We start from the raw sequence: 26271 nt of genomic DNA on the forward strand, positions 1-26271 counted from the left end.
CGGGACCACGTCCCGCCAGGGCACGTGCTAGAAACAACTCCCAGGGTCGATCACGCCCCCGTCACCCGATGACGCGAAGGGCGACCGATGACCCAGTCCCCCACCTCCCGCTGGTCCCCGTGGACCCTGCACGGCGACGGCCGCCAGGTACGCCCCGGCGACGTGGTCGCACCCGACGAACGGCTCTCCTGGCCGCGCACCATCGGCGTGGGCGTGCAGCACGTGGTCGCCATGTTCGGCGCCACCTTCACCGTCCCGCTGATCACCGGCTTCCCGCCCGCCACCACGCTGCTGTTCTCCGGGCTCGGCACGCTGCTGTTCCTGCTGATCACCGGCAACCGGCTGCCCTCGTACCTCGGGTCGTCGTTCGCGTTCATCGCGCCGGTCCTGGCGGCGAAGACCGACGGCGGCATCGGCGCGGCCCTCGGCGGCATCGTGGTCGCGGGCGTGGCGCTGGCGATCGTCGGCGTGGTGGTGCAGGTGGCCGGCTCCCGCTGGATCGACGCGCTGATGCCGCCTGTGGTCACCGGCGCGATCGTCATGCTGATCGGCCTCAACCTCGCGCCGGTCGCGTGGGACGGCGACGGGTCCGGCACCGGCGTGAAGGCGCAGCCGCTGATCGCCGTGGTCACGCTCGTCGCGATCCTGCTCACCACTGTGCTGTTCCGCGGCTTCGTGGCGCGGCTGTCGATCCTCGTCGGCGTGGTGGTCGGCTGGGTGCTCGCCGCGCTCACCGGCAACCTCGACCAGCAGGCGGTCAGCAGCCTGCGCCAGGCGGCCTGGGTCGGTTTCCCCGAGTTCCACACGCCGAGCTTCGACGCGCGCGCCGTCGTGCTGGTCATCCCGGTGATCCTGGTGCTGATCGCGGAGAACGCCGGGCACGTCAAGGCGGTAGCCGCGATGACCGGCCGCAACCTGGACCGCGACATGGGCCGGGCGCTGCTCGGCGACGGTGTCGCCACAGTGCTGGCCGGGTCCGGCGGCGGTTCCGGCACCACCACGTACGCGGAGAACATCGGCGTGATGGCGGCGACCCGTGTCTACTCCACCGCCGCGTACTGGATCGCCGGCGGCACGGCGATCCTGCTCGGGCTCTGCCCGAAGTTCGGCGCGCTGATCCTCACCGTCCCGGCCGGGGTGCTCGGTGGCGCCACCACCGCGCTGTACGGTCTGATCGCCATTCTGGGCGCCCGGATCTGGATCGAGAGCCGGGTCGACTTCCACGACCCGATCAACCTGTTCACCGCCGCGGTGGCGGTGATCATCGGCGCCGCCAACTACACGCTGACGGCCGGCGACCTGTCGTTCAACGGCATCGCGCTGGGCACTGCTGCCGCCCTGGTCATCTACCACGGCATGCGCCTGATCGCCCGCCTGCGCGGCACGACCCCCGAGTCCCGCCAGTCCCCCGAACCCGAACTCTGACCCGCCCCACCGCCGCCCCACCCTCGCCCCGTTGATCATGAAGTTAGCGGCACAGTTTGCCCGATTCACGCCCGCCAACTTCATGGTCAACAGGCGGTGGGGGGCGATCAGGTCACCCGGAGGGCCCGACCGCGTCGATCATGAGGTTAGCGGCACTCGGTGTCCGTTTTGTCCCGCTAACCTCATGATCGACCGTGCAGAGTGGGGGCGAGTGCCCAGACGCCCGGAACTCGCCAGCCGCCCAGGGCGCCCAGTGCGGCAGGAGCGCCCGCTGCGGTGATCAAGGAGTTTATGGTCGGCGCGGGGCGTGAAAAGGCCGCTAACTCCTTGATCAACCGGGTTGGGTGGGGCCGGGAGGGGCGCAGCGGGGAGGACGGGTCGGGTGGCCGGAGGGCTGGGGCGGCCAGGGCCACGCCGCCGGGCCGGGTGCGGGCGGAGGCAGGGGACGAGCGGCGGCGACTGAGCGGTTGGGGCGGGTGGGCCGGGCCGCCCGCCCCAACTCGTCAGTCGCGGTCGATGTGGTGGCCCACCACGGTCGGGCCGAGCATCACGGCGAAACCGGAGCCGTCTCGGCGCGGGTCCGCAGGCGGCAGGTCCACCGGGTCGCCGGTGGCCGTCGCGCCCACCGGCCGCGGGCCGATCCAGGCCACCGACAGCTCCAGCTCGCCCTTGAGGAACCGCTGCGCGCGTACGCCGCCGGTCGCCCTTCCCTTCGCCGGGTACGCCTTGAACGGCGTCACCTTCACCGTCGCTCCGGTCGAGGTGACCACCATCGGCTCACCGTGCTTCGAGTCGTCGGTGCGGATCGCGCCGAAGAAGACCGCCCGCGCGCCGGCCGGCAGGTTGATGCCGGCCATGCCGCCGCCCTTGAGCCCCTGCGGGCGTACGACGGATGCGGCGAAGCGCAGCAGCGACGCCTCGGACGAGACGAACGCCAGCGTCTCGGCGCCGTCGGTCAGCCAGGTCGCGCCGATGACCTCGTCGCCGTCACGCAGCGAGATCACCTCGAACTCGTCGGAGCGGACCGGCCAGTCCGGGGCGCACACCTTCACCACGCCCGCCCGGGTGCCGAGCGCCAGGCCGGGCGACCCCTGCGCGGACGGGCCCAGCGGCGCGAGCCCGACCACCGTCTCGCCCGGCTCCAGCGGCACCACTTCCGCCGCCGACATGCCGCCGCGCAGCGACACCGTGCCGGACTGCTCCGGCAGCACCGGCAACGGCAACACGTCGATCTTGAACGCGCGGCCGGCGCTGGTCACCAGCAGCACCCGCCCGCGGGCGGTGGAGTGCACGATCGCGCGTACCGCGTCGTGCTTGACCCGGCCGCTGCGCCGGCGCGCCTCGGCGGCCTCCTCCGACTCGGCCGCGGTCCGCGCCACCAGCCCGGTGGCGGAGAGGATCACCTGGCACGGGTCGTCGGCGACCTCCAGCGGACCGGCGGGCACCGAGGCGGCCAGCACCTCCTTGAGGTCGCCGTCGACGAGCGTGGTGCGTCGCGGCGCGCCGAACTGCTTGACCACGGCGGCCAGCTCGTCGGAGACCACCTTCCGAAGCACCTTCTCGTCGTCCAGGATCTTCGACAGCTCGGCGATCTCGCCGCGCAGCTTCTCCTGCTCGGCCTCCAGTTCCAGCCGGTCGTACTTGGTCAGCCGGCGCAGCGGAGTGTCCAGGATGTAGGTCGCCTGGATCTCGGAGAGCTTGAACCGCTGCATCAGGCCGTCCTTGGCGGCCTGGGCGTCCTCGCTGGCACGGATCAGCTTGACCACCCGGTCGATGTCGAGCAGGGCGATCAGCAGGCCGTCGACCAGGTGCAGGCGCTCCTCCCGCTTGCGCTTGCGGTACGAGCTGCGCCGGGTCACCACCTCGTAGCGGTGGGCCAGGAACACGTCGAGCAGTTCCTTGAGCCCGAGCGTGCGCGGCTGGCCGTCGACGAGCACCAGGTTGTTCACGCCGAAGGACTGCTCCAGCGGGGTGAGCCGGTAGAGGTCGGCCAGCAGCGCCTGCGGGTTGACGCCGACCTTGCACTCCACCACCAGGCGGGTGCCGTTCTCCCGGTCGGTGAGGTCCTTGACGTCGGCGATCCCGGTCAGCCGCTTGGTCTTGTTCACCTCGTTGGTGATGGCCGCGATGACCTTCTCGGCGCCGACGCCGTACGGCAGTTCGGTCACGGTGATGGCCTGCCGGCCGCGGCTGCCCTCCAGCGGGCCGATCTCCACCCGGCCGCGCATGCGCACCACGCCGCGCCCGGTCTCGTACGCGCGGCGCACCTCGTCCAGGCCGAGCAGCAGCCCGCCGGTCGGCAGGTCGGGGCCGGGCACGAACTCCATGAGCTTGTCGAGTGTGGCGTCCGGGTGGTTGATCAGCCACCGGGCGGCCTGGACCACCTCGCCGAGGTTGTGCGGGATCATGTTCGTCGCCATGCCGACCGCGATGCCGGACGCGCCGTTGACCAGCAGGTTCGGGAACGCCGCCGGCAGCACCGTGGGCTGGGTCAGCGAGCCGTCGTAGTTCGGCTCGACGTCGACTGTGTCCTCACCCAGCTCGCCGGTGAGCAGCATCGCCTCCCGGGACATCCGGGCCTCGGTGTAGCGGGCCGCGGCCGGGCCGTCGTCCGGGCTGCCGAAGTTGCCGTGCCCGTCGATGAGCGGGACGTTGAGGGAGAAGTCCTGCGCCAGCCGCACCATCGCGTCGTAGATCGCGGTGTCGCCGTGCGGGTGGTATTTACCCATCACGTCGCCGACGATCCGGGCGCTCTTGACGTGGCCGCGGTCCGGCCGGTGGCCCTGCTCGTGCATCGACCAGAGGATGCGCCGGTGCACCGGCTTGAGCCCGTCGCGCGCGTCGGGCAGGGCGCGGGAGTGGATGACCGAGAACGCGTACTCCAGGTAGGAGTCCGAGACCTCGGTGACCAGCGGGTTGTCGAAGACGCGGGCGCCGGCCTGGTCGAAGGCGGCCAGGTCCGCCTTCGCGCGGTCGTCCTTGCGGCGTGCCATGGTGCGGTTTCCTTCCGAGACGAACCCGTTGGTCAGGCGTCGATGGCGTCGCGGTCGACCCGGTCGGCGGAGTCGATCAGCCAGTTGCGGCGGGGCTCGACCTTCTCCCCCATCAGCAGTTCGAGGATCCGCTCGGCGGCCTCGACGTCGTCGAGCGTGATCCGGCGGACCGCCCGGGTGGCCGGGTTCATGGTTGTCTCCCACAGCTCGTCGGCGTCCATCTCACCGAGGCCCTTGAAGCGCGGGATGGGCGTGACGATCTGCTTGCCGGTCTTCTCCAGCTTGCGGACCGTCGCCTCCATCTCGGCCTGGGTGTAGGTGTAGACGGTCTGCGGGTTCCGCCCCTTCGTGGTGATCTTGTGCAGGGGCGGCATCGCCGCGTAGAGCCGCCCGGCCTCGATCAGCGGCCGCATGTAGCGGGCGAACAGCGTGATCAGCAGGGTACGGATGTGTGCGCCGTCGACGTCCGCGTCGGCCATGATGAGCACCCGGCCGTACCGCAGGGCGGACAGGTCGAACGTGCGGCCGGAGCCGGCGCCGAGCACCTGCACGATCGCGGCGCACTCGGCGTTGTCCAGCACCTGCTGGAGGTTGGCCTTCTGCACGTTGAGGATCTTGCCGCGGATCGGCAGCAGCGCCTGGTATTCGGAGGAGCGGGCCATGCGGCTCGTCCCGAGCGCGCTGTCGCCCTCCACGATGAACAGCTCGCTGCGCTCCACGCCGGTGGCGCGGCAGTCGACGAGCTTGGCCGGCATGGCCGCGCCCTCCAGCGCGGTCTTGCGGCGGGCGGCGTCCTTCTGCTGCTTCTGGGTGAGCCGGACGCGGGCCGCGTCGACGATCTTCTGAAGCACCGTACGGGCCTCGGCCTTGGTCCGGCGGTCCTCCAGCCAGCTCTTGAGGTGCGCCTCGACCAGACCCTGGAGCACCTTGGTGATGCCGGCGGTGGACAGCTCGTCCTTGGTCTGCGAGGTGAACTGCGGTTCGGGGATGCGCACGTGCACCACGGCGGTCATGCCCTCCAGGACGTCGTCCAGGGTGGGCGCGTCCTCCTTGGGCTTGAGCAGGCCGCGGGCGTTGCGGGCGGCGTCAGCGAGGGTACGGGCCAGCGCCCGCTCGAAGCCCTTGCGGTGGGTGCCGCCGTGGGCGTTGCGAATGGTGTTGGTGAAGCACTCGACGGTGCGCTCGTAGCCGGTGCCCCAGCGGAACGCCACCTCGACCTCGGCGCGGCGCTGCACGTTGGACTGCATGACGCCGTTGGCGTCGGCGGCGTTCTCCCGGTAGGTGCCCTCGCCGGTGACCAGCAGCGTGCCGGAGACCGGCCGGTCGCCGGCCGGGGCGAGGAACTCCACCATGTCGGTGAGGCCGTCGGGGAAGTGGAAGCTCTCCTCGACGGGTTCCTCGCCGGTCTCGTCGCGCAGCCGGTAGGCGACGCCGGGGACGAGGAACGCGGTGTTGCGCAGCTTGAGCCGGACCGCCTCGGTGTCGAGCGCGGCACCGGTCTCGAAGTAGCGGGGGTCGTGCCACCAGCGGATCGAGGTGCCGGTGCGCTGGCCGCGCTTCATCGCGCCGACGATCTGGAGGCCGGGGCCGGGGGTGAACGGCGCGTCCGGGCCGTCGCCGTCGAAGACGCCCGGCACGCCGTGGCGGAACGACATGGCGTGGACCTTGCCGCCGCGCCGGACGGTGACGTCGAAGCGCCGGGACAGCGCGTTGACCGCTGACGCGCCGACGCCGTGCAGGCCGCCGGAGGTCTTGTAGCCGGAGCCGCCGAACTTGCCGCCCGCGTGCAGGCGGGTCAGCACCAGCTCGACGCCGGAGATGCCGGACTTGGCGTGCACGTCGGTGGGGATGCCCCGGCCGTCGTCGTCGACCTGGACCGAGCCGTCGGCGTGCAGGATCACGTCGACCTTGGTGGCGTGACCGGCGACACCCTCGTCGGTCGAGTTGTCGAGGATCTCGTTGACGAGGTGACCCACGCCACGGCTGTCGGTCGAGCCGATGTACATGCCCGGGCGCTTGCGGACGGCGTCGAGGCCCTCCAGATGCGTCAGGTCGTCGGCCCCGTAGAGGGTCTCAGGCTGTGCGGTCAACTGGTCGTACTCCCAGGTCTCGGCGGTGTGGTGCCGTTCACCGTGTGATCCCCCCACGATGATCGCCGGGCGCGGCGCGCCGGAGCGAGCCTAGCCGGGTGCCCCGACAGGTCGGCGGCACCGGGGCGGTGCGTTGCGCGATCGGCCTGCCGGCCGGGTCCGCGCCGCGGCCGCGTACGGCGGCCGGCGGGACGGGCCGGGGCTCCAGGCGGCACAACGACCCGGGCACCGGATGTCTTCCCCGATGCGAGGCCACTGATGTCGAACCATTGACGTCCGTCACACGTGCGTGATCTGATCGCCCCCCTGAAGAATCTTTCACATTTCGATGTCTTGGGAGGTCGGGCATGTCCGTGTTCCGTCGTTCCGTGCTCGCGGCGGCGTTGGCGCTCGCCACGGTGGCGTTACCCGCCGCCGCGGCGCCCGCCCGGCCCGCAGCCGCCGCACTGCCCACCGCCGCGGTGGCGCTGGGAGACAGCTTCATCAGCGGTGAGGGCGCCGGGGCGTACGCGCCGGTCGTGGACGTCAACGGGGTGGCCCAGGGCTTCCCCGGCTGGTCCGCCGCCAACGCCAACGCCTACTTCTGCCACCGCTCCCCGAACGCCTCGCTGTTCCAGGCCGACCTGCCCGGCATCTCCGCGCGGTTCAACCTGGCCTGCTCGGGCGGCCAGCCGTACGACATCGCCAGCGCCTCGGCCACCCGGACCAAGGGGCGGCAGGTGGCCGCCCAGCTCGACCAGCTCCGGTCGGTGGCGCGGACCCACGACATCGATCTGGTGCTCGTCGGCCTCGGCTCGAACAACAGCTCGTTCACCTTCGGCAGCGTGGCGGAGAAGTGCGCCAACCGGTTCATCGCCGACGCGTGGACCGGCTGGTGGGAGTTCTGGGCGTACCTGGGCGGGCCGGTGGAGCAGAAGCCGTGCACCGACGCCGACCTGGGCACGGCCGCGCAGTTCGCCGCCGCCACCGCGGAGACCACCACGGCGCTGCGGCAACTGCTCACCACGCTGGACCAGATCGACGCCGACGGGCAGCACCGGGTGGTGTTCCAGGACTACACCAACCCGCTGCCGTTCGAGCTGAACCAGACCTACTGGACCGAGGACAGCCGCGACGACACCCGGGACAAGTTCCGCGCGCTGGGCGCCGAGCGGTACGCGGCCGGCTGCCCGATCCACCGGGCCAGCCTGGCGCCCGGCCACCGCTTCTCGCAGGGGCTCGGCACGCTCGTCAGCTCGGTACGCGGCACGCTCGCCGGCGAGTTCCCGCAGGACGACCTGGTCTACCTGAACGTGCAGCGCGCGTTCGACGGCGCCCGGCTCTGCGAGTCGACCGGCAGCCCGGGCAACGCCCTGGCCACGCCGATCCGGCTGATGGACGGCCCGAGCGGCACGTTCGTCACCAGCCTCTCCGGGTACGACAAGCTCGACATCCAGCGGATCGCCAACGCCTGCGGCACGTACTTCCAGACCTGCCAGGAGTCGTGGCACCCGAACGCCGCCGGACACAAGGTGCTCGGCCGGTGCCTGGCCGGGGCGGCGGCGACCGGCGCCCGTACCGTCTCCTGCGTCCGCGCCCCGGACGGCACGGTGAGTGTGAGCTGAGCGCGCCGGACCGGGCCGGTAGAAACCGGCCCGGTCCGGCGTCAGGCCCGGATCGCGGTGCCGAGGACGTGCGGCGAGGCCGGGGCCGGCAGCCCGGTCGGCGGGAAGCGGAAGCGGTCCAGCGCGGTCACCTCGAACCCGGCGGCCCGGATCGCGGCCACCGTGTCCCGGGCGGTGTGGCAGCCGGCGCAGAACAGCGGCCAGAGCGTGGCGTCGGCCAGGCGCTGGGCCCGGCGCAGGCCGGGCGTCTGCGCCACCACGTGTTCGTAGAAGCGCAGTTCGCCGCCGGGCCGCAGCACCCGGCGTGCCTCGCCCAGCGCGACCGCCTGGTCCGGCACCGAGCAGAGCACGAGCGACAGCACCACCGCGTCGGCGGCGCCGCCGGCGACCGGCAGCGCCTCGGCGAGACCGGCGACGACTGTCACAGGTACCCGGGCTCCGGGTGCGGCGGCGCGGGCCAGGGCACGCAGGCGTGGCTCCGGCTCGACGGCGACCACGCCGGTCACCCCCGGTGGGTAGTGCGCGAGGTTGCGCCCGTTGCCTGCGCCGACCTCGACCACCCGGCCGCGCAGCCCGGCGACGAGGCGGGCGCGGTGCTCGGCCATCCCGGCCTGGTCCATCGCGACGCTGGCGCGGGCGAAGAGCCGGGAGAAGATCGGATGGGAGACGGCCATCAGCGGCCTGCCGGTGGCGCGCCGAGGCTGAGCAGGAGCGGGCCGGCGGATCCGTCGATCAGGTCGCCGAGGCGTACCCCGTCGAGCACGGCGAGGAAGGCGGCCTGCGCGCGGCGCAGCTCACCGCGCAGCCGGCACTCCGCGACCAGCGGGCAGACCGGTTGCGCGCAGTCGACCACCTCGCCGTCGCCCTCGAAGGCGCGGACCACCCGCCCGACGGTGATGTCCCCGGCGTGTTCGGCGAAGGCCACGCCGCCGGAGCGGCCCCGGATGGTCACCAGGACGCCGATGCGTTGCAGCCGCTGCACCACCTTGGCGACGTGGCTGCGGGGCAGTTCGAGCCGGGTGGCGAGTTCGTCGACTGTGGCCCGGACCGGGGACGCGGCGGTCAGCATGGCGATCCGCAACGCCATGTCGGTCGACCGGTTCAGCCTCACGCACCGACCCTAGCCACTCGGCGCCGTCCGGGACACCAGCAGATTCACGGTGACCCTTGCCACCCCGGCACCGGGACCTTCGGCCCTGAAAGAGGAATCGTTGATTCCTGTTTCGTGGAGATCGACCTGTTCGAGCCCCGGAAGGAGATTCGGTCGTGCTCTCGGAATCCTCAGCTGCGGTCGTGACCGCCACCCTGCCCGTCGTGCAGGCGCACGGCGAGGCCATCACCGGCCGCTTCTACCAGCGGATGTTCGACGCCCACCCGGACCTGCTGGACCTGTTCAACCGGGGCAACCAGGCCACCGGAGCGCAGAAGGCCGCGCTCGCCTCGGCGGTGGTCGCGTACGCGGCGCACCTGACCGGCGACACCGGCATGCCGTGGGGACCGGTCCTGGATCGGATCGCGCACAAGCACGCCTCGCTCGGCATCACCGCCACCCAGTACCCGATCGTCGGCCGGCACCTGCTCGCCGCGGTCGGCGAGGTGCTCGGCGACGCGGTCACGCCGGAGGTGGCCGCCGCCTGGGACGAGGTCTACTGGCTGCTGGCCTGCGAGTTGATCGCCCGCGAGGCGCGGCTGTACGCGGGCGCCGGCGTGCCCGAGGGCGGTCCGGTGTGGCAGGACTGGCGGGTGACCGGCCGGGCCCGGGAGAGCGCCGACGTCGTCTCGCTCACCCTCGCGCCGGCCGGCGGCGGCGCCGCGCCCGGCTTCACCCCCGGCCGGTACGTCTCGGTCGCCGTCGACCTGGACGGCGGCCGGGGACAGCAGATCCGCCAGTACAGCCTCTCCGGCCGCCCGGGCGCCGACACGTGGCGGATCACGGTGAAGCGCGTACGCGGCGAGGGCGGCGCGCCCGACGGCATGGTTTCCGGCCACCTGCACGACCGGGTCGCGGTCGGCGACACGCTACGGCTGAGCCCCGCGTTCGGCGAGGTCGACGCCACCGGCGGCGACGGGCCGCTGCTGCTGATCAGCGCCGGCATCGGGCTCACCCCGGCGATGGCGGCGCTGGCCCACCTGGCCGACCGGAACCCCGGACGCCAGGTGACGCTGGCGCACGCCGACCGGGACGCCGAGGCACACGCGCTGCGCGCGGAACTCCCCGTGCTCCAGCAGCGGCTGCCGAACCTGGCCGTCCACCTCTGGTATCTCGACGCCGCCGGGGCCGACCTGCCCGGCCTGAAGGCTGAGGTGTCCGCCGGGCTGATCGACCCGGACCGGCTCCCGCTGCCCGCCGGGGCGGCCGCGCACCTGTGCGGTCCGATCGCGTTCATGAACCTGGTCCGGGGCAACCTGCTGCGCCGGGGTGTGCCGGCCGAGCGGATCGCCTACGAGGTGTTCGGTCCCGGGATGCTGCCGGGCTGACGCCCCGCCGCGAGACAGGACCTCCGCAGACCCGATTCTCCGGCACGAGGGCGCCCGTCCAGCGCCCGGAGCCTCCACGGCGGAGGCGACGGGTCCGCGGAGAAGTCGGCGATCTCCTGGGTGGGGGCGGAACCCGAGGGCAGGGGCGCGGGGCGAACGGGTCCGGCCACCCCTTGCTACCCACCGGTAGGTTCGGGCCGTACCCTGATCCGGGTGAGCGGGGACTACACCCAGGAGTTCGTGGACGTCGACGGCGCGCGCATCGGCGTGCAGGTCTACCCGGAGCCGGCCGGTCCGCCCGGCGCGCCGGTGGTGCTGATCTGGCCGGCCATGGGCGTACGCGCCCGCTACTACCGGCCGTTCGCCGCCGCGCTGCGCGACGCCGGGCTCGCGGTGATCGTGGCCGACCTGCGTGGCACCGGCGAGAGCACCCCCGCACCGTCGCGCGCCTGCCGCTACGGCTACCAGGAGATGGCCACCGACATCGGCGCCGTGCTCGACGCGCTCAAGCCCCGGCTGGACGGCCGTACCCGGCTGCTGCTCGGGCACTCCCTCGGCGGTCAGGTGGCGGTGCTGCACCAGGCGCTGCACGACGACGACCGGGTGGACGGGCTGGCCCTGGTGGCGGTGGGGCTGCCGTGGTGGCGGCGGTACCCGGGCCTGCGCGGGTGGGGCGTGCTGCCGTACACCCAGGCGATCGCGGCCACGGCCCGGCTGCTCGGCGTCTGGCCGGGCTGGGGCTTCGGCGGCCGGCAGGCCGCCGGCGTCATCCGGGACTGGGCGCACACGGCCCGCACCGGCCGCTTCCCCGCACTGGACGGGGTGGACACGGAGGCCGCCGTGCGGCGGATCCGCACACCTGTGCTGGCGGTGAGCGTCGACGACGACCAGTACACGCCGCACGAGACGCTCGACCACCTCTGCGAGAAGCTGACCGCGGCGCCGGTGACGCGGCACCGCTACACGGTCGCCGAGGCGGGCGCGCCGCTCGACCACTTCACCTGGGTACGCGCGTCGGCGCCCCTGGCCGACCGGATCGCCGCGTTCGCCGGCACGCTCCCCCGCCGCTGAGCCCCCCCTCCTCCCCGCCACGCCGGGCGTGAGTCGCCCGATCGTGGGTATGCCGCACCGCCCGAACACGGCGGAGGGGGATCTGATGTCAGAACGGCACACCACGCTGCGCTCGATGCACGACCTGGGCCTGGCGGCCTGGTTCGGCGGTTCCCTGATGGGGGCGCTCGGCGTCAACGGCGCGGCGGCACGGATCAACGACACGACCGAGCGGCTGCCGGTGGCCTCGGCCGGGTGGGCGCGGTGGACACCGGTCAACGCGGCGGCGATCGGCGCGCACCTGGCCGGCGCGGTCGGTGAACTGGTCACCGAGAGCCCGCGGATGGCCCGCCAGGCGGGCGTGGGGAAGATGAGCGCGGTGAAGACCGCGCTGACAGTCGGCGCGCTGGCGGTGACCGGCTACAGCCGGCTGGTCGGCATGCGGCTGGAGAAGGCCGGCGGCCCGCCGGTCGAGGGGACCACCGAACCCAACCACCACACCCCGGCGAACGTCGCGGCCAGCCAGCGGCAGATGAAGCTGCTCCAGTGGGCGGTCCCGGCGCTGACCGGCGCGCTCGTCGTGGTGTCGGCGTACATGGGCGAGCAGCAGAAACCGGGCCAGGTGTTCCGGGGCATGCTCGACCGCGCGGGCGGGCTGATGTCCGCGCCGAAGAACATCGGCAAGGTGGCCGCCGTGGGCGCGGCCGGACGTCATCTGGTCGGGGCGGCCCGTTGACCACCGCGCGGCCGGCGACCCACATCGGGGTGGGTCACCGGCCGCGCGGTGCCCCGGGACCAGACCGTCCGTCGACGGGCGGCACGGACATCAGCAGCCAGGCGAGGTGACCATGACCAGCAGGGACCGGCCGGGTACGGGTGACGGGCGCGGACCGGAGTCGGCCGCGCCGTGGGGCACCACCGACGGCTTCGACGCCGACCCGCCGTGGGGCGCCGGTGACAGCGACCCGATGGACGAGGGCAGCGAGGAGACCGCCGTACCCGAGGGGCGGCTCGGCGAGCGCCGGGCGGCCGGCGCCGGGCCGGGCGGACCGAAGGCGGGCCGGCACGGGTTCGGATCCGTCGAGCCGACTCGGACGCCCGAGGCCGGGCCGGGCGCGCCGCCGGATCCGGCGCCGTCGGGACGGACGTTCCCGGACGACAGGGCGGACGGCGACCTCGGCGACAACGCGCTGGAGGAGGCGACCGGGATGCGCCCGGAGACGCGTCCCTAGGCCGTCAGGAGCCGGTGCCGTCCTCGCCCGGACCGCCCGGCGCCGACGGCTCGTTGTCCGGCACCGGTGACTCGGCCACCGGGTGCCCGGTGTCGTCGACCAGGCCCGGCGCCATGCTGCCGCCGTGCGCCTCCTCTGCCTCCCGGGTCGCTCGCGGGTCTCGCTCGTCCTCGCCGCGCCGCTTCTCCACCGGTCCCCCTTCGCTGTCGTCCATGCACCCGGCGGTACCCGGACGACGGCTGAGGAAACGTCATGCGCGCGCGGCGGCGGGCGCGACGCCGAGCAGGCCGGCCAGGCGGGCGGCATCGCGCTGGGCCTGGTCACCACAGCAGTTGTTCATCAGCACGTGCAGCTCGGCGCACTGGTCGGCCAACTCGCGCAGCAGCACCGACCAGTGCCGCAACTCCCGCTCGCCGTAGGCGTAGCGGAACCGCTCCTGCTTGTCGCCGCTCTCCCAGGCGGTGCTGTGCCCGTGGAACCTGATCACGGCCAGGTCGGTGGTGGCGACCAGGATCGGCGGCACCGAGGAGACGTGCCCCTGCGGCATGTCCACACAGGCGTACCCGAGGTCGTGTTCACGCAGGAACGTGACGGTGTCGGCCATCGCGTCCCCGTCGAACCAGGACGAGTGCCGCAGCTCGACGGTGACCGGCCAGGGGCGGCAGCGCCGCGCGGCGTCCAGGATCCGCCGCCGGGCCGCCTCGCCGCGGGCCAGCCACGGCGGGAACTGCAACAGCACGGCACCGAGCCGGTCGGCCGCCGCGAGCGGCGCCAGCGCCGCGTGGAACCGGTCCCACACCTCGTCGTACGCCCCGGCGGGCAGGTCACGCCAGCGGATCCGGCTCGGGCCGCCGGCCGGACGCAGGTCGCGGGGCAGCGCGTCGACCGGCGTGTGGTGGCCGGTGAACAGCCGGAACGCCTTGACGTCGAAGGTGAACCCGTCCGGGGTGGCGGCCGCCCAGCCCGCCGTCGTCTCCGGCGCCGGCACGGCGTAGTACGACGTGTCCACCTCGACCAGCCCGAACCGCTCGGCGTACCAGCCGAGCCGGCCGGCGGGGGTGTTGACCCCGCGCGGATACCAGCCGGAGCGGACCAGCATCTGGTCGGCCCAGGAGGACGTGCCCACCTTGATGACACCCATGTAATTCAGTTCACCGCGAGTGCGGGACATCGGCAACCGGAGATGCCCCGGGGCCGTGACCGGCGCCGGGTGACCGACCTCACCGGCTCCTCGGCGCGCCGGAGTGTGACGCCCGGCCGGGTGGCGGCGCTGAGGGTGACGAGATGGACGCATCCGGCCTGGACCAGGAAACCGTCGAGCGGCTGCTCGTCGGCCGCTCCGGCGACACGCCGACCGCTCCGCCGGGACTGGCCGCCGTGCTGGACGCGGTCCGCGCCGCGCCCGGCACGGGCGAGCTCGACGGCGAGGCGGCAGCGGTAGCGGCGTTCCGGGCCGCCCGGTGGATGCGCCGTCGCCGCGGTGCCCGGTTCGGCGTACGGGTGGCAGTGGCCGCACTGGCCGCGTCCCTGACCGGCGGCGTCGCGCTCGCCGCGACCGGGAACCTGCCGCGCGCCGCACGTCCGGCAGCGCCGCCGGTCGTCACCGCGCCCCCTGCGCCGTCGGACCGGCCCAGCCCGCCGGCCGGCTCACCGGCGCCCCGGACACCACACCCGTCCTCGCCGCCCGGCCTGTGCGTCGCGTACCGGGCCGTCGCCGAGCCGGAGCGGGGACGGGCCCTGGCCACACCCGCCTTCAGCGGCCTCGTCGCCGCCGCCGGGGGTCACGACCGCGTGCCGGACTACTGCGCCGGGCTGCTGGGCGACGATCCGCCGGGGAAGGCCGGCGGGCGAGGCGGCGGCAGGTCCGCGCACCCGGTCCACCCGTCCGGCGGGCCGCCGGGCGTGGACGACCTCCCGCCCGGGCACGTCGGCCGGCCGTCCGGCACCCCGCCCGGGCGGCGTCCCGGCTGACGACCGGCTGGTAACTTGCCCCCCGTGACCCCCCGGCGTCGCCTACCGGCGATCCTCCTCCGCCTCGCAGTGGTGCTCGCCGTGCTGGCCGGCATCGTCCTCACCGCGCTCGGCCCGGCCACGGTGACCGGCCTGCTGCCGTACTTCACCATCCAGAGCAACGTGGCGGTCGGCGTCCTCGCCGGGTACGCCGCCTGGTGCGCGCTGCGCGACCGGCCGGAGCCACCGAGCGTCCTCAAGGGGGCTGTGACCCTCTACATCACCATCACCGGCACGGTCTATCACCTGGTGCTGGCCAACCCGGCCAGCCCGTTCGCGATGGCCCAGCCGGACCGGCAACCGGGCGAGTGGTGGGGCAACCAGTTCCTGCACACTGTGGTGCCGCTGCTGGCGGTCGCCGACTGGGCGCTGTTCGACAGGCGCGGCCGGCTGCGCCCCCGGTACGCCGCCTGGTGGCTGGTGTTCCCGCTCGGATACCTCGGGTTCGCGCTGGTACGCGGCCTGATCGTGGAGAGGTACCCGTACCCGTTCATCGACGCGGGCGAGCTGGGCTACGACGGGGTGGCGGTCAGCGCGGTCGGGTTCGCCGCGGTGTTCTGGCTGCTGGGCCTGCTGTTCGTGGGCGTGGACCGGCTGCTCGCCCGGGCCGGGCGTGCCGATGCGGCGGAGAAGCCACCCGCGGCCGGGCCGGTGGAGCCGACGACGGCAGCCGAGCCGGGCGCCTCGACGGCAGCCCAGCGGGAGACCACCGGCTCGGCCTGAGCGGCGGCCGGTCAGGCGGCCCGGTCAGGCGGCCCGGTGGGCCGGGCGGCCGGCGCGCATCCGCCGGCCCGAGCCGCGTTCCCGGCCGTACGAGTCGGCTCTTCCCCACCGGCCCGGCACGTCGAGCAGCTCGATCCGCCCGAACCCGCTCGGGACGGCCGGGTTCACCAGCAGGTTCTCCCCGCACGGACGCAACCCCAGCATCGTCGCCAGCAGCATCAGCAGCCCACCGGAGGCCCACGACTGCGGTCGCCCGGCCTCCGGCAACTGGACCGGGTACTTGGTCAGCGCGCGGGGGTAGCCGGCGATCGTCTCCGGGACCGAGCCGCCGAGCGTCTCCGCCATCGCGAACACGCCCGCGGCGATGTCGGCCGCCTCCTCGTCGAAGCCGTACCGCCGCAGGCCCGCCGCGACGATCGCGTTGTCCCAGGGCCAGACCGCGCCGAGGTGCGGGCCGACCGGGTTGTACGGCATCTGCCCCTGCGCGTAGGTGCGCACGCCCCAGCCGGAGAACAGGTCCGGCCCGCGCAGGTGCCCGGCCAGCGCGTCGGCCCGGTCCGGCTCCACGATGCCGCTCCACAGCAGGTGCCCCAGGTGCGAGGTGAGCGCGTCGACCGGCTCGCCGTCCGGGGTGAGCGCCAGCGCGTAGTAGCCCCGCTGCGGCAGCCAGAAGTCATTGTTGAACCGCTCCCGCAGACGCGCCGCGTCGGCCTCCAGGCGCTCGGCGTAGCCCGGGTCGTCCCAGAACTCCCGGGCCAGGCGGGCGCCCCTGATCCGCGCGTCGTACGCGTACCCCTGGAGCTCGCACGTGGCGCGCGGGTACGGCGGCTCCACCCCGTCCCGGTCGACGATCGCCGCAGGTGTGTTCCGCCAGGTCTGGTTGGCCACCCCGTTCACCGTGTTGCGTGGCCGGTAGCGCAGGTAGCCGTCGCCGCACTGGTCGCCGTACCGGGTCAGCCAGTCCAGCGCCATCCGGGCCGGGTGCCGCAACTCGTTGACCAGGTCGGTGTCACCGGTCCAGCGCTCGTACTCGTCGAGCAGGATCACGAACAGCGGCGTGGTGTCGGCCGCCCCGTAGTAGATCGCGGTGGGCTGCTCCTCGAACGCGGCCGCCTCGCCGTATCGCAACTCAGCGACGATCTTGCCGGGCTCCTCCTCGTGGTAGTCGTCGAGCCGGCCGCCCTGCACCATCGCCAGCATGTGCAGCGTGCCCGGGGTCAGCTCGGGCGTGAACGGCAGCGTCTGGAGGCAGGTGATCAGCGCGTCCCGCCCGTACAGCGCCATCGCCCAGGGCATCCCGCCGACCGGCACCCGGTCGGTGTAGGCCAGCGGCATGTACCGCAGGGCGGCCAGGTCGGTCAGGGCCTGCCGGTACACGGCGGTCAGCGCGGACCGGTCGGAGACCAGTTGCGGCGCCCGGTCGAACCACCGTTCGAGGCCGTCCCGCATGTCCTGGCGGACGTGCTGCCTGTGGGACTCGATGTCGGCCCGCAGGTCCCGTCCGCCCGCGCCTCGGATGATCATGGCGACGTGCAGGTCGACGTGCCACTCGCCCTGCGGCTCGACGCGGATCCGGAAGGTCATCCCGCGCGCGTCCACCTCGCCCGGGACGGTGCTGGAGACGCACGTCTCCCGGGTGAACCGCCCGCGCTCGTACCGGATCCGCAGCCGCTGCTGCTCCGGTTCGGGGATGACCGTCGGGTGACGCGGGCCGGGACGCAGGATCTCGGAGGTGTCGGCGAAGTCGCCGGCCATCTCCATCCGCACCGTGTACTCGGCGGGTTCGGCCGAGTGGTTCAGCACCGTGAGGCTCTCGTGGTATGCCTCGTCGATCGAGCGGTGCCGGATCACCGAGACGTCGGCGTCCACGTAGTGGCTGGCCGCGCCCGGCACCAGCACGAAACGGGTCTCGAAGTAGGTCAGGTCGTCGCGGGACAGCGCGTGCAGCCGCTCGCCGTCGATCGTGAGCACCCAGTGGGACAGGAACCGGGTGTCGAACGAGAACAGGCCGATCGGGGCGCACGGGTCGCGTTCCATGTCGCCCTGCGCGTCGCTCAACGCGAACGCGTTGCCCGCGAGGACGTGGACCAGTTCCTCCCTCATCGGGCCGCCGCCCGCTCACCGGCCACGTCGCGGGGATCCCGGGCGTCCGGCGGGCCGGGGAAGATCCGGCGCAGCGTCATCAGCAGCTTCAGCTCGCCGCGCGCGGCGAGGTCGTTGCGCAGCAGCGCGGCGGCCGGGTGCAGGCGCCCCGCCGCGATCCGGTCGAACACCTCCCGGTTCGCGCCGACCACCAGGTCCGCCTCCTCGGCCAGGCGGTCCACCCGGACGTCCTGCCGGTCGATGGTCAGGTACCAGTGCTCGGTGCAGCCCTCGACGCGCAGATCCAGGCGGATGGTGCCGGAGGTGGTCTCGGGCAGCTCCGGGTGCCGGCCGGCGGTCCCCCGGGTCAGATGTTCCACGGCCGAGACGCTCATCGGGCCTCCTCGTCGGTGGTCGCGGGCGCCCGCCTGCCGGCGCCGCTCGTCCCGCAGCGTCCCCGCGTCGCGGGTGAGGCGAACTCACCCGGTCCGGGTGAGGCGCGGCGGAGCGGCGGGTATCCCTGGGCCCATGCCGACAACCGGGGACGCCACCGCCGACCGGGTGCTGCTCGCGCTGCTGACCATGCAGCGTGAGTCCTGGGAGCAGGGGATCCTCGGTCAGGCGCTGCTCGATCTGGGCCTGGACGAGGCCGCGGTGCTGGTCGCCGACGCCGCGGTGACCCGGCAGCGGCCGGACGGGCGGCTCGGGGAGCCGGCCGGCTCAGTGGGCGCGGTGAACGGCGCCGCGTGCGGTGAGGTGGTCCGGCACGCCGCGCGCCGCACCGGCGACCGGCGGTACGGCGTGGCGCTGGACGCCCAGCTCGACTGGCTGACCCGCCGGGCACCGAGGGCCGCCGACGGCACGCTGTTCCACCTGCTCGACGGCCGCCAGGTGTGGGCGGACACGATCTACATGGTGGTGCCGCTGCTGGCGCTCACCGGCCGGACCGAGGCGGCCGCCGCCCAGGTCGCGGGGCACCGGCGACGGCTGTACGACGCGCGCACCGGCCTGTACGCCGCCCGCTGGGACGAGGACCGGGGCGAACCGGACCGGCCCGGCCCCTGGGGCACCGGCAACGGCTGGGTGGTCGCCGGAATCGCCCGCGCGCTGCGGCTCGCGCCGGACTGGCCGGGTGACCTCCGCGCCGGGCTGGCCGGGCACGTCGAGGAGGTGCTGACCGCCTGCCTCGCGTACCGGGGCGCAGACGGCCTCTTCCCCGACGTGCTGGACGAGCCGGACGCGTTCCGCGAGGCCAACACCGCCCAGCTGCTCGGGTACGCGGCCCTCACCGGAGTGGCCGACGGGTGGCTGGCCCGGTCGTGGTTCGAGGCGGGCGCGGACCTGCTCGCGGCCGCCGCCCGGCGGATCGACGCGTACGGCCGGGTGACGGGCGTCAGCGGGGCGCCGGACTTCGAGCGCCCCGGCACCTCACCCGAGGCGCAGGCGTGTCACCTGCTCGGGCACGCCGCGCTGCGCCGGGCCGGTGCGGCGCTCAGCGCAGGATGAGCCCTCGCACGTACGCGGCCTGACCGGCGTGCTGGAAGTCGTCGTCGAGCACGCTCACCAGCCGCACCCCGAGCGTCACAGGCGGATCCCAGTTCTCGTCCACCACCCGGTCCAGGTCGGCCGCGCTCAGCCCGCGCAGGTACGCCAGGCTCCGGTCCACCACCGCCCGGTGGTAGTCCAGCAGCACGCCGCCGTTCTCGGGGCGTACCGCGGCGATCTGCTCCGGGCCGTGCCCGAAGCCGGTGTCGGCGGGGTCCGGCGGCAGGCCGCACCGCCCCGCCCAGCCGCCGGTGGCCCAGAGCTGCGGCTCCCCCATCACGTCGGCGACATGGTCGTCCTGGATCCGCGTCAGGTGCCAGACCAGCCAGCCGACCGGGTTCGCCCCGTCGGCCGGTGCCTGCCGCAGCTGGGCCGCGTCGAGCCCGTCGAGCGCCCCGGCGACCAGATCCGGCAACCGCCCGTACGCCTCGGTCAGCACGTCCGTCACGTCCACGCGCGCCTCACTCCCCTGTCCTGTCGTGCGTACCCTCGGGCAGTACCGCCCAGCGTGCCCGGCAAACCTCGGCGCGGGCCCCGCCTCTAGGGTGATCGCGTGGTCGCGGCGCTGGAGCTGTATCTGGACACCGACGCCACCCGGCGGATCCGGGTGCTGTGGGACCTGCTGGAGTCCGACGGGGTGCCGAGCATGCGTTCCCTGCTGGCGCAGCGGCACCGCCCGCACCTCTCGCTGGCTGTCGCGCCCCGCCTGGACCCGCAGCGCGTCGCCGAGGCGCTCGCCGGAACCGTGGTGGCCGCGCCGCTGCGGCTGGAGTTCCAGCACGCCGGCCAGTTCCTCGGGCGGGTGCTCTGGCTCGGGCCGGCGCCGACGCCCGAGCTGCTGGCGCACCACGCCGCGGTGCACGAACGGCTGGCGCGGGCCGGCGTCGAGGTGGTCGAGCACTACCGGCCGGGCCGCTGGGTGCCGCACTGCACGCTGTCCATGCGGGTGCCGAACCCGCTGATGGGCGCGGCGGTACGCCGCTGCCTGGAGGTGCTGCCGCTGACCGCGACGGTGGTCGGCGCGGCGGTGGCCGACCACGCCCGCGACATCTCCCACCCCCTGCCCTAGGTCCTCCCCCACCAAGATCCACCCCACCTCGGGGAGGTGGCCGCATCAGACCCCCTCCGATAGCCCCACCTCGCCGAACCGGTGTCGATCCATCCACAGCCGTGATCCACACCACCTCCCCGAAGTGGTGCCATCCCGCTCCATGATCAACACCAGGTCGGGGAAGTGGTGGCATCAGACCATCGCCGATGCAGCCACCTCCCCGACCTGGTGTCGATCATGAGCGGCGGTGAGCCGGTCACGCCAAGGGAAGGCGGGAAGGGGGGTCACTGCCGAGGGGCGAGGTCGAGGAGGAAGGTCGGGTAGTCCGGCTGCGGGCACCTGTCGCCCCGGTGGCCGAGCCGCTCGTAGAACGGCGCCGCCCGCTCGTGGTGGGCCTGCCACTCCAGGTGCCGCGCCCGCCCGGCGGCCCACCGGCGGACCGCGTCGAACAACGACCTGCCCACCCCGTCGCGGCGGCGGTCCGCCCGGACGTACAGGTCGTGCAGGCGGACGGTGCGGTGCGCGTCACCGGAACGCAGGTGCGGCCCGTGGTCCTGGGCGGCGGCGTACCCGGCCAGCCCGCCCGCGTCGGTGGCACCGAGCAGCGCCCAGCAGGGGTCGGCCAGCAGCGCGGCGAACCGCAGCCGGTGGGCCTCCGGCGCGTTGTCGCCCACGCCCATGTCCCGCAGCATCGGCCACAGATGCGGCCAGTCCGGCACGCGCAGGTCCCGCACGATGATCGGCATCGGTCCAGGATGCGGGCGGGACAGCGCGGCGGCGACCGGGTTTCGCGCCATCTGCGGCCACCCTGACGATCGGGGCCGAACCGACGCAAGCTGGTAAAAGCGCAGGTCAGAGCCATTCTGGCCACCCGAAGACGTGCGGCCGGAGCGGCAGCGAAGCACGTCGAAGGAGAGCCTCATGGCCGCACCCGTCGTCCGTTCCGTCACCGCCGACCAGACCGTCCTGCTGCCCGGGCAGTCGACCACCGTCCGGGTCGACGCCTACCACCCCGACTCGCGCCTGCTGACGCTCGCCGGCCGGGTCAGCGACCCCACCGGCGTCACCTGGGACAGCCCGGTCCGGGTGGACCTGAGCGTCCCGCTGACGATCCAGCTCGCCGGCGCCTCGCCGGGGGTGACCGTCACACCGAGCGGCGCCGAACCGGGCCGCTTCACAGTCACCGTGCTGGCCGGCCGGGGCACGGTGACGCTGACCGCGACGGCGCGTGACGGCGCCGGCCGCACCGGCACGGGCACCACCACGCTGACCGTGCCGCTGCTGGTCGGGATGAGCGCCGAGAAGGGCGCCCGGACCCAGCGGGCGGTGGCCGACTATCCGGGCATCCGCTACATGCGCGACTTCGGCACGGACGGCCCGGACGCGGACGCACTGCCGGAACTGCCCCCGCTGAACGCCGGCAAGTTCGCCGACGCGCCCTCGGCCGTCATGCACGTCAGCTGGAAGGACGACGTCGAGCAGCTGGCCGGCTGGCTCGACGGCGTGAACCGCCCGATCTATCTGACCTGGTACCACGAGCCGATGGGCGACGTGGCCCCGGCCACGTACCGGGCGACGGCGAGCCGGGTGACGCAGATCCTGGCGGCGCACCGCAACCGGCGGTGGGTGCTCGGGCACGGCCCGATCGTGACCCGCTACTGGCTGGACGAGGGGCGTGGCAACCCGGCCGACTGGGGTTACCCGGGCATGACCCACTACGGCGTGGACTGCTACTCCCGGGACACCGCCGCGTACTGGCCCGCCTCCCGGATGTTCGGCGTGGCCTTCGGCAAGGTGCGCGCCGCGTACCCGGGCATCCGGCTGCTGGTGCCCGAGTACGGGCTGAGCCGTACCGCCGCGGACACCACCGGCGCGGGCCGGGCACGGACGATCCGCGAGCACGTCACGTGGCTGCGGCAGCAGAACGACGTCGACGCGATCGCGTACTGGAACAACTGGGCCGAGTTCGAGCTGGGCGACCCGCCGCCCGAGGCCACGGCCTGGCGCGATCTCCAGGTGGGCGGGGCATAGACTGGGTCCATGAGGCGGAGTCGGTGACCAGCGGGGGCGTGACGTACCCGGGCTACACCCATGGCTGCCTCGCCTACGACGACCCGGCCACGCTGCGCGCACTGGCGGTCGAGCAGGTAAGCGCCGGTCTCGCCGCCGGTGAGCAGGTATGGGTGGTCTGTCCGGAGGATCGCGCCACAGTCACCGGCTGGCTGGCCTCGGTCCCCGGGGTCGACGCCGCACGCCGGCGGGACGCGCTACGGCTGGTTCCCGTCGGCGAGGCGTACCGGCACGACGAGATCGTCGACCCCGACCGGCAGGTCCGGGCGTACGTGCGGGCCACCACCGAGGCGCTGACCGCCGGGCACACCGGCCTGCGGGTGCTGGCCGAGGCGACGAGCCTGGTCCGCACCCCCGCCCAGCGGGACGCGTTCGCCCGCTACGAGCACCGGATCGACCACTGGATGCGGCACCGGCCGATGTCGGCGGTCTGCGCCTACGACCGCCGGCGGCTGGACGACGCGGCGATCGCCGAGCTGGCCTGCCTGCACTCGGTGACGAACGCGGACGTGCTGTTCCGGCTGCACGCCGGCGACGGCGACTCGGTGGTGGCGCTGGCCGGCGAGCTGGACCCGTCCAACCACCGGGACTTCGCCGCCGCGCTGGAGCGGGCCGACCCGCGGCCGGTGGCGGGCCGGGTCGTGTTCGACGCCGCCGAGCTGCGTTTCGTCGACCACCGCAGCCTGCTGCACCTGCGCGACCACGCCCGCCGGCACGACGCCGTCGCGGTGCTGCGCACCCCGAGCCGCGCCCCGGCCCGGCTCGTCGACCTGCTCGGCCTGTCCGAGGTACGGGTGGAGGTCGTCCGATGAGGAGCGGCGCGGCCTTCGGCCACGTGGGCTACTTCCACGAGGCGTTCGTCTACGACTCCGACGAGGAGCTGCTGGCGGTGGCGCTGCCGTTCCTGCTGGACGGGATCGCGGCCGGCGAGCCGACGGCGGTGAACCTGGACGAGCGCAACGCCGAGCTGGTGCGCCGGGCGCTGCCCACCGGCGCCGAGGTCACGTTCCTGCCGGTCGGTGACGTCTACGCCCGGCCCAGCGTCGCGCTGCGTTCCTACCGGGAGCTGCTCGCGTCGTACGTGGCGGCGGGGGCGGCGCAGATCCGGATGGTCGGCGAGCTGCCTCCGGTGCTGCTCGGCGCGACCTGGGACTGGTGGGCGCGCTACGAGTCGGCGATCAACCACGCCTACGACGACTTCCCGCTCTGGGGCATCTGCGCCTACGACCGGCGGGGCACGCCCGCGCACGTGCTCGCCGACGTGGCGCGTACCCACCCGCTGGTGGCACGGACGGACGGCGGGCACGAGACGGCCGGTCTCTACACCGAGCCGACGAGTTACCTGACCGAGTTCCGTCCGGCACCGGCGGACCCGGTGCAGCGGACCGCGCCGCTGGTCGAGCTGGTCGACCCGACGCCGGCCCGCGCCCGCGCGGAGGTGCGCGCCGCCGACCGTGGCCTGCTGCCGCCCGACGGCCTGGACGGCCTGGTGATCGCGGTCAGCGAGGTGGTGAGCAATGCGCTGCGCCACGGTGAGCCGCCGGTGTGCCTGCGGTTGTGGCGCGCGCCGGACCGGATCGTGGTGACCGTCCACGATCGGGGGACCGGCCCGAAGGACCCGTTCGCCGGGCTGCTGCCGGCGGGCGACGGTTCCGACGGCGGTCTGGGCCTGTGGATCAGCCACCAGAGTTGCGACCACGTGACGTACCACAGGGACGCGACCGGCTTCACCATCCGCCTGACGGCGGGGAACCCGCACTTCCCGGTCTGACCGTGCCGCCGGTCGGCGGGCAGGAGGGCGGGGCGGGGCGAGCCTCGCGCGCGGACGCGGTACCGTAGCGCCTCATCGTGCCCTGCGGGGCGGTCATCCGCCGGCCTGGCGCTGGCGAACCGACGGAGGATGGCGAATGTCCAACGGTGCCGAGCCGTTCGCACCCCACGACGACCTGTCCGGGCGGCCCCGGTTCGATCCCGCGTTGCGCGGCTACGACAAACGTCAGGTGGACCGGTACGTCGAGCAGATCGACGCCGAGGTGAGCGCGCTGACCGCCGCGCGGGACCGGGCGTACGCGCAGGTGCGCGACCTGACCGCGCAGGTGCAGCGGGTGCAGGCCGAGGCGGTGGAGCTGCGCGACCGTCCGACGGCTGTGGACCGGGCGTCCTTCCGCGACCTCGGCCCGATGGTCGACCAGATCCTGGACCTGGCCGAGAAGCAGGCCGGCCAGATCACCGACGTGGCCACCCGGCGCGCGGAGGAGGTCCAGGGGCAGGCGGAGAAGCTGCTCGCCGCCGCGCAGGAGCAGGCCGCCCGGGAGCGGCGGGAGCTGGACGAGGAGCTGTCCGCCCGCCGGGCCGAGCAGGAGCGGGTGGACGAGGAGCGGCGGGCCGCCGCGCAGGCGGAGCTGACCGCGGTGCGGGAGCTGGCGGAGAAGCTGCGCGTCGAGGGTCAGGCCGCGCACGACCGGGCCCAGCAGGAGGCGAAGCGGATCACCGAGCAGAGCGTGCAGCAGGTCGAGCAGGCGCGCTCGGCGTCCGAGGCGCTGGTGAAGGCCGCGCGGACGCAGATCCAGCAGGAGGTCCAGGCCAACCGCAGCAAGGCCCAGCAGGAGCTGGCCCAGTGGCAGGCCACGATGGCCAAGGAACTGGACGAGCGGCGGGCCGCCGCCGAGCAGGAGCTGGCCGACCGGGCCGCCGCCGCGGAGAAGGACATCGCCTCGCTGGTCGCCGAGGCGCAGCAGTACGCCACCGAGGTCCGGGAGCGGGCCGACGAGGAGACGGCGGCGCACCAGGAGCAGCTCGCCGGCGTGCAGCGGGAGATCCAGCAGCGGCAGGAGACGCTGACCGGGCTCAAGGCGGAGCTGGAGAGCGTCTCCCGGCAGCTGGAGGACACCCGCCGGGAGATCGCCACCATCGAGCGGACCGGCGCGGAGGTGGAGGAGCGGCTGGTCGGCGTACGCCGGGAGCTGGCCGCGGAGACCAAGCGGCTGGACGAGGCGCGGCGCGCCGCGGACCTGGCCGAGCAGCACGCCAAGGAGACCCGGGCCCGGGTGCAGCGGGAGGCCAAGCGGGTCGCCGACCTGGCCGCGGCGGCGGTCATGGCGGCCGCCGCGGGCGGCGGGGAGACAGCCGAGTACCCGCAGGTGGCGGCGCGCCCGCCGATCACCGTGCCGGCCGAGGTGACGCCCCGGGCCGTGGACGCTCGGATCGAGCCGGACGCGATCGAGCCGGACCGGTCGGAGCCGCCGGTCGTGGAGCCGTTCGTCGAGCGGCTGGACGGGCCGAGCTTCGACGCGTTCGCGGTCCGCACGCCGGCTCCGCGGGGTGTGCCCGAGGCGGAGACCACGGGTACGGACAACGGCGTACCGGCTACCGCCTGAGCGTTCGGCGCCGCCGGTCCGGGCCGGGCCGGCGGCGCCGCATCTTGCCCATCGACCTTGCTATATGCAAATATTTGGATCGATCTGCTGGTGCATCTCGATCTTTATTCGGGGGTTGACGGGTATGCGGAAGATTTCCTCGATCGGTGCCGCCGTCGTCCTGACCGTCGCCTCGGCGGGCGCCGTGGTGGCCGGTACGGCCGGACCGGCGAGCGCCGGGTGCAGCCACTCGCACTCCAACGTGGACAGCAAGTTCGGCCAGCTGTTCAACGCCACGAACGTCAACATCCGCACCGGCCCGCACACCACCTGCGCCTCCCTGGGCTACGGGCAGCTCAGTCACACGGTCGACTTCCACTGCTTCGCCAGCGGTGACCGGGTCACCGCGAACGGCAAGACCACCTACACGTGGACGTACCTGCGGGACGTCACCACAGGTGTCTCCGGCTGGGTCGCCGACGCGCTGCTGGACAACCTCGGCGGCAACGTCGCCTGCTGAGCGGGACCACCCGGCACGCCCACGCCGGGCAGAATGACAGGG

General features: G+C 73.9%; 25 protein-coding genes. 15 read left to right on the forward strand and 10 right to left on the reverse strand.

Annotation, left to right across the window (positions count from 1 at the left end; genetic code table 11):
- Window positions 1-87 precede the first annotated feature (87 nt).
- Window positions 88-1425 carry a uracil-xanthine permease family protein gene (locus BFV98_RS09670; RefSeq protein ID WP_013285250.1) on the forward strand — a complete coding sequence of 446 codons (1338 nt, stop codon included), beginning with the start codon at window positions 88-90 and terminating at the stop codon, window positions 1423-1425.
- 503 nt (window positions 1426-1928) lie between these two features.
- Here BFV98_RS09670 and BFV98_RS09675 read toward each other — a convergent pair.
- Both BFV98_RS09675 and BFV98_RS09680 read right to left on the reverse strand, forming a co-directional pair.
- Window positions 1929-4418, reverse strand: a complete 2490-nt coding sequence (locus BFV98_RS09675) for a DNA topoisomerase (ATP-hydrolyzing) subunit A (protein WP_071095914.1) — start codon at window positions 4416-4418, stop codon at window positions 1929-1931.
- A 32-nt stretch (window positions 4419-4450) separates the two neighbouring features.
- Window positions 4451-6565 (reverse strand): type IIA DNA topoisomerase subunit B, encoded by a 2115-nt coding sequence (locus BFV98_RS09680; RefSeq protein ID WP_013285248.1) that lies wholly within the window; start codon window positions 6563-6565, stop codon window positions 4451-4453.
- A gap of 290 nt (window positions 6566-6855) precedes the next feature.
- Between BFV98_RS09680 and BFV98_RS09685 the strand changes: the two genes are divergently transcribed.
- Window positions 6856-8112, forward strand: a complete 1257-nt coding sequence (locus BFV98_RS09685) for a hypothetical protein (protein ID WP_013285247.1) — start codon at window positions 6856-6858, stop codon at window positions 8110-8112.
- Between the two features lie 41 nt (window positions 8113-8153).
- Here BFV98_RS09685 and BFV98_RS09690 read toward each other — a convergent pair whose 3' ends face one another.
- Together BFV98_RS09690 and BFV98_RS09695 are read right to left on the reverse strand one after the other, a co-directional pair.
- Window positions 8154-8786, reverse strand: a complete 633-nt coding sequence (locus BFV98_RS09690; RefSeq protein ID WP_071095916.1) for a class I SAM-dependent methyltransferase — start codon at window positions 8784-8786, stop codon at window positions 8154-8156.
- A complete protein-coding gene (locus BFV98_RS09695) occupies window positions 8786-9223 on the reverse strand; it encodes an Rrf2 family transcriptional regulator (RefSeq protein ID WP_071095918.1) in 438 nt (145 codons plus the stop codon). Before BFV98_RS09695 ends, BFV98_RS09690 begins: the two co-directional genes overlap by 1 nt.
- 155 nt (window positions 9224-9378) lie before the next feature.
- On the opposite strand from BFV98_RS09695, the gene BFV98_RS09700 reads away from it, so the two are divergent.
- The 4 genes from BFV98_RS09700 to BFV98_RS09715 all read left to right on the forward strand — a co-directional run bounded on the left by BFV98_RS09700 (window position 9379) and on the right by BFV98_RS09715 (window position 12872).
- Window positions 9379-10590: a globin domain-containing protein gene (locus BFV98_RS09700; protein ID WP_047893805.1), complete on the forward strand. Its 1212-nt coding sequence runs from the start codon at window positions 9379-9381 to the stop codon at window positions 10588-10590.
- A 213-nt stretch (window positions 10591-10803) separates the two neighbouring features.
- On the forward strand, window positions 10804-11661 hold the full coding sequence (locus tag BFV98_RS09705) for an alpha/beta fold hydrolase (protein WP_071095920.1): 858 nt from the start codon (window positions 10804-10806) through the stop codon (window positions 11659-11661).
- Between the two features lie 85 nt (window positions 11662-11746).
- Window positions 11747-12376: a hypothetical protein gene (locus tag BFV98_RS09710; protein ID WP_013285242.1), complete on the forward strand. Its 630-nt coding sequence runs from the start codon at window positions 11747-11749 to the stop codon at window positions 12374-12376.
- Between the two features lie 112 nt (window positions 12377-12488).
- Complete coding sequence (locus BFV98_RS09715) at window positions 12489-12872, forward strand: hypothetical protein (protein ID WP_013285241.1); 384 nt, start codon at window positions 12489-12491, stop codon at window positions 12870-12872.
- 4 nt (window positions 12873-12876) lie between these two features.
- On the opposite strand, the gene BFV98_RS09720 is transcribed toward BFV98_RS09715, so the two are convergent.
- A complete protein-coding gene (locus tag BFV98_RS09720) occupies window positions 12877-13086 on the reverse strand; it encodes a GTPase activator (RefSeq protein ID WP_071095922.1) in 210 nt (69 codons plus the stop codon).
- A 36-nt stretch (window positions 13087-13122) separates the two neighbouring features.
- Window positions 13123-14013: a DUF72 domain-containing protein gene (locus BFV98_RS09725; RefSeq protein ID WP_047893806.1), complete on the reverse strand. Its 891-nt coding sequence runs from the start codon at window positions 14011-14013 to the stop codon at window positions 13123-13125.
- A gap of 143 nt (window positions 14014-14156) precedes the next feature.
- Between BFV98_RS09725 and BFV98_RS09730 the strand changes: the two genes are divergently transcribed.
- Both BFV98_RS09730 and BFV98_RS09735 read left to right on the forward strand, forming a co-directional pair.
- Entirely contained in the window at window positions 14157-14843 is a 687-nt protein-coding gene (locus BFV98_RS09730; protein ID WP_071095924.1) for a hypothetical protein, read from the forward strand.
- A 24-nt stretch (window positions 14844-14867) separates the two neighbouring features.
- Window positions 14868-15605, forward strand: a complete 738-nt coding sequence (locus BFV98_RS09735) for a Pr6Pr family membrane protein (RefSeq protein ID WP_030274809.1) — start codon at window positions 14868-14870, stop codon at window positions 15603-15605.
- A gap of 24 nt (window positions 15606-15629) precedes the next feature.
- Here the strand turns inward: BFV98_RS09735 and BFV98_RS09740 are convergent, their stop codons facing one another.
- Window positions 15630-17708 (reverse strand): glycogen debranching N-terminal domain-containing protein, encoded by a 2079-nt coding sequence (locus BFV98_RS09740; protein ID WP_013285236.1) that lies wholly within the window; start codon window positions 17706-17708, stop codon window positions 15630-15632.
- The gene (locus BFV98_RS09745) at window positions 17705-18082 is read right to left on the reverse strand and encodes an SCP2 sterol-binding domain-containing protein (RefSeq protein WP_013285235.1); all 378 of its coding nucleotides are present in this window, start codon (window positions 18080-18082) and stop codon (window positions 17705-17707) included. The genes BFV98_RS09740 and BFV98_RS09745 overlap by 4 nt, the downstream gene beginning before the upstream one ends.
- A 133-nt stretch (window positions 18083-18215) precedes the next feature.
- On the opposite strand from BFV98_RS09745, the gene BFV98_RS09750 reads away from it, so the two are divergent.
- Window positions 18216-19193 carry a glycoside hydrolase family 88 protein gene (locus BFV98_RS09750; RefSeq protein WP_071095926.1) on the forward strand — a complete coding sequence of 326 codons (978 nt, stop codon included), beginning with the start codon at window positions 18216-18218 and terminating at the stop codon, window positions 19191-19193.
- Here the strand turns inward: BFV98_RS09750 and BFV98_RS09755 are convergent.
- Window positions 19180-19686 carry a DinB family protein gene (locus BFV98_RS09755; protein WP_071095928.1) on the reverse strand — a complete coding sequence of 169 codons (507 nt, stop codon included), beginning with the start codon at window positions 19684-19686 and terminating at the stop codon, window positions 19180-19182. The two genes, BFV98_RS09750 and BFV98_RS09755, sit on opposite strands and share 14 nt — an antisense overlap.
- Before the next feature lie 99 nt (window positions 19687-19785).
- Here BFV98_RS09755 and BFV98_RS09760 point away from each other — a divergent pair, with 99 nt between their 5' ends.
- Window positions 19786-20301 (forward strand): 2'-5' RNA ligase family protein, encoded by a 516-nt coding sequence (locus BFV98_RS09760; RefSeq protein ID WP_071095930.1) that lies wholly within the window; start codon window positions 19786-19788, stop codon window positions 20299-20301.
- Window positions 20302-20567: 266 nt separating this feature from the next.
- Here the strand turns inward: BFV98_RS09760 and BFV98_RS09765 are convergent, their stop codons facing one another.
- Entirely contained in the window at window positions 20568-21029 is a 462-nt protein-coding gene (locus BFV98_RS09765) for a GNAT family N-acetyltransferase (protein WP_240322328.1), read from the reverse strand.
- 175 nt (window positions 21030-21204) lie between these two features.
- On the opposite strand from BFV98_RS09765, the gene BFV98_RS09770 reads away from it, so the two are divergent.
- The 5 genes from BFV98_RS09770 to BFV98_RS09790 all read left to right on the forward strand — a co-directional run bounded on the left by BFV98_RS09770 (window position 21205) and on the right by BFV98_RS09790 (window position 26229).
- On the forward strand, window positions 21205-22314 hold the full coding sequence (locus BFV98_RS09770) for a hypothetical protein (protein ID WP_030274821.1): 1110 nt from the start codon (window positions 21205-21207) through the stop codon (window positions 22312-22314).
- 23 nt (window positions 22315-22337) lie between these two features.
- The gene (locus tag BFV98_RS09775) at window positions 22338-23165 is read left to right on the forward strand and encodes an MEDS domain-containing protein (RefSeq protein WP_013285229.1); all 828 of its coding nucleotides are present in this window, start codon (window positions 22338-22340) and stop codon (window positions 23163-23165) included.
- The gene (locus BFV98_RS09780; protein ID WP_071095934.1) at window positions 23162-24124 is read left to right on the forward strand and encodes an anti-sigma factor RsbA family regulatory protein; all 963 of its coding nucleotides are present in this window, start codon (window positions 23162-23164) and stop codon (window positions 24122-24124) included. The genes BFV98_RS09775 and BFV98_RS09780 overlap by 4 nt, the downstream gene beginning before the upstream one ends.
- 136 nt (window positions 24125-24260) lie before the next feature.
- Window positions 24261-25730 (forward strand): hypothetical protein, encoded by a 1470-nt coding sequence (locus tag BFV98_RS09785; protein WP_013285227.1) that lies wholly within the window; start codon window positions 24261-24263, stop codon window positions 25728-25730.
- Between the two features lie 124 nt (window positions 25731-25854).
- Window positions 25855-26229: a hypothetical protein gene (locus BFV98_RS09790; RefSeq protein ID WP_047893815.1), complete on the forward strand. Its 375-nt coding sequence runs from the start codon at window positions 25855-25857 to the stop codon at window positions 26227-26229.
- Window positions 26230-26271 lie beyond the last annotated feature (42 nt).

Origin of the sequence: Micromonospora sp. WMMB235 (assembly GCF_001855515.1) — a bacterium.
GTDB classification, from domain to species: Bacteria; Actinomycetota; Actinomycetes; order Mycobacteriales; family Micromonosporaceae; genus Micromonospora; species Micromonospora aurantiaca.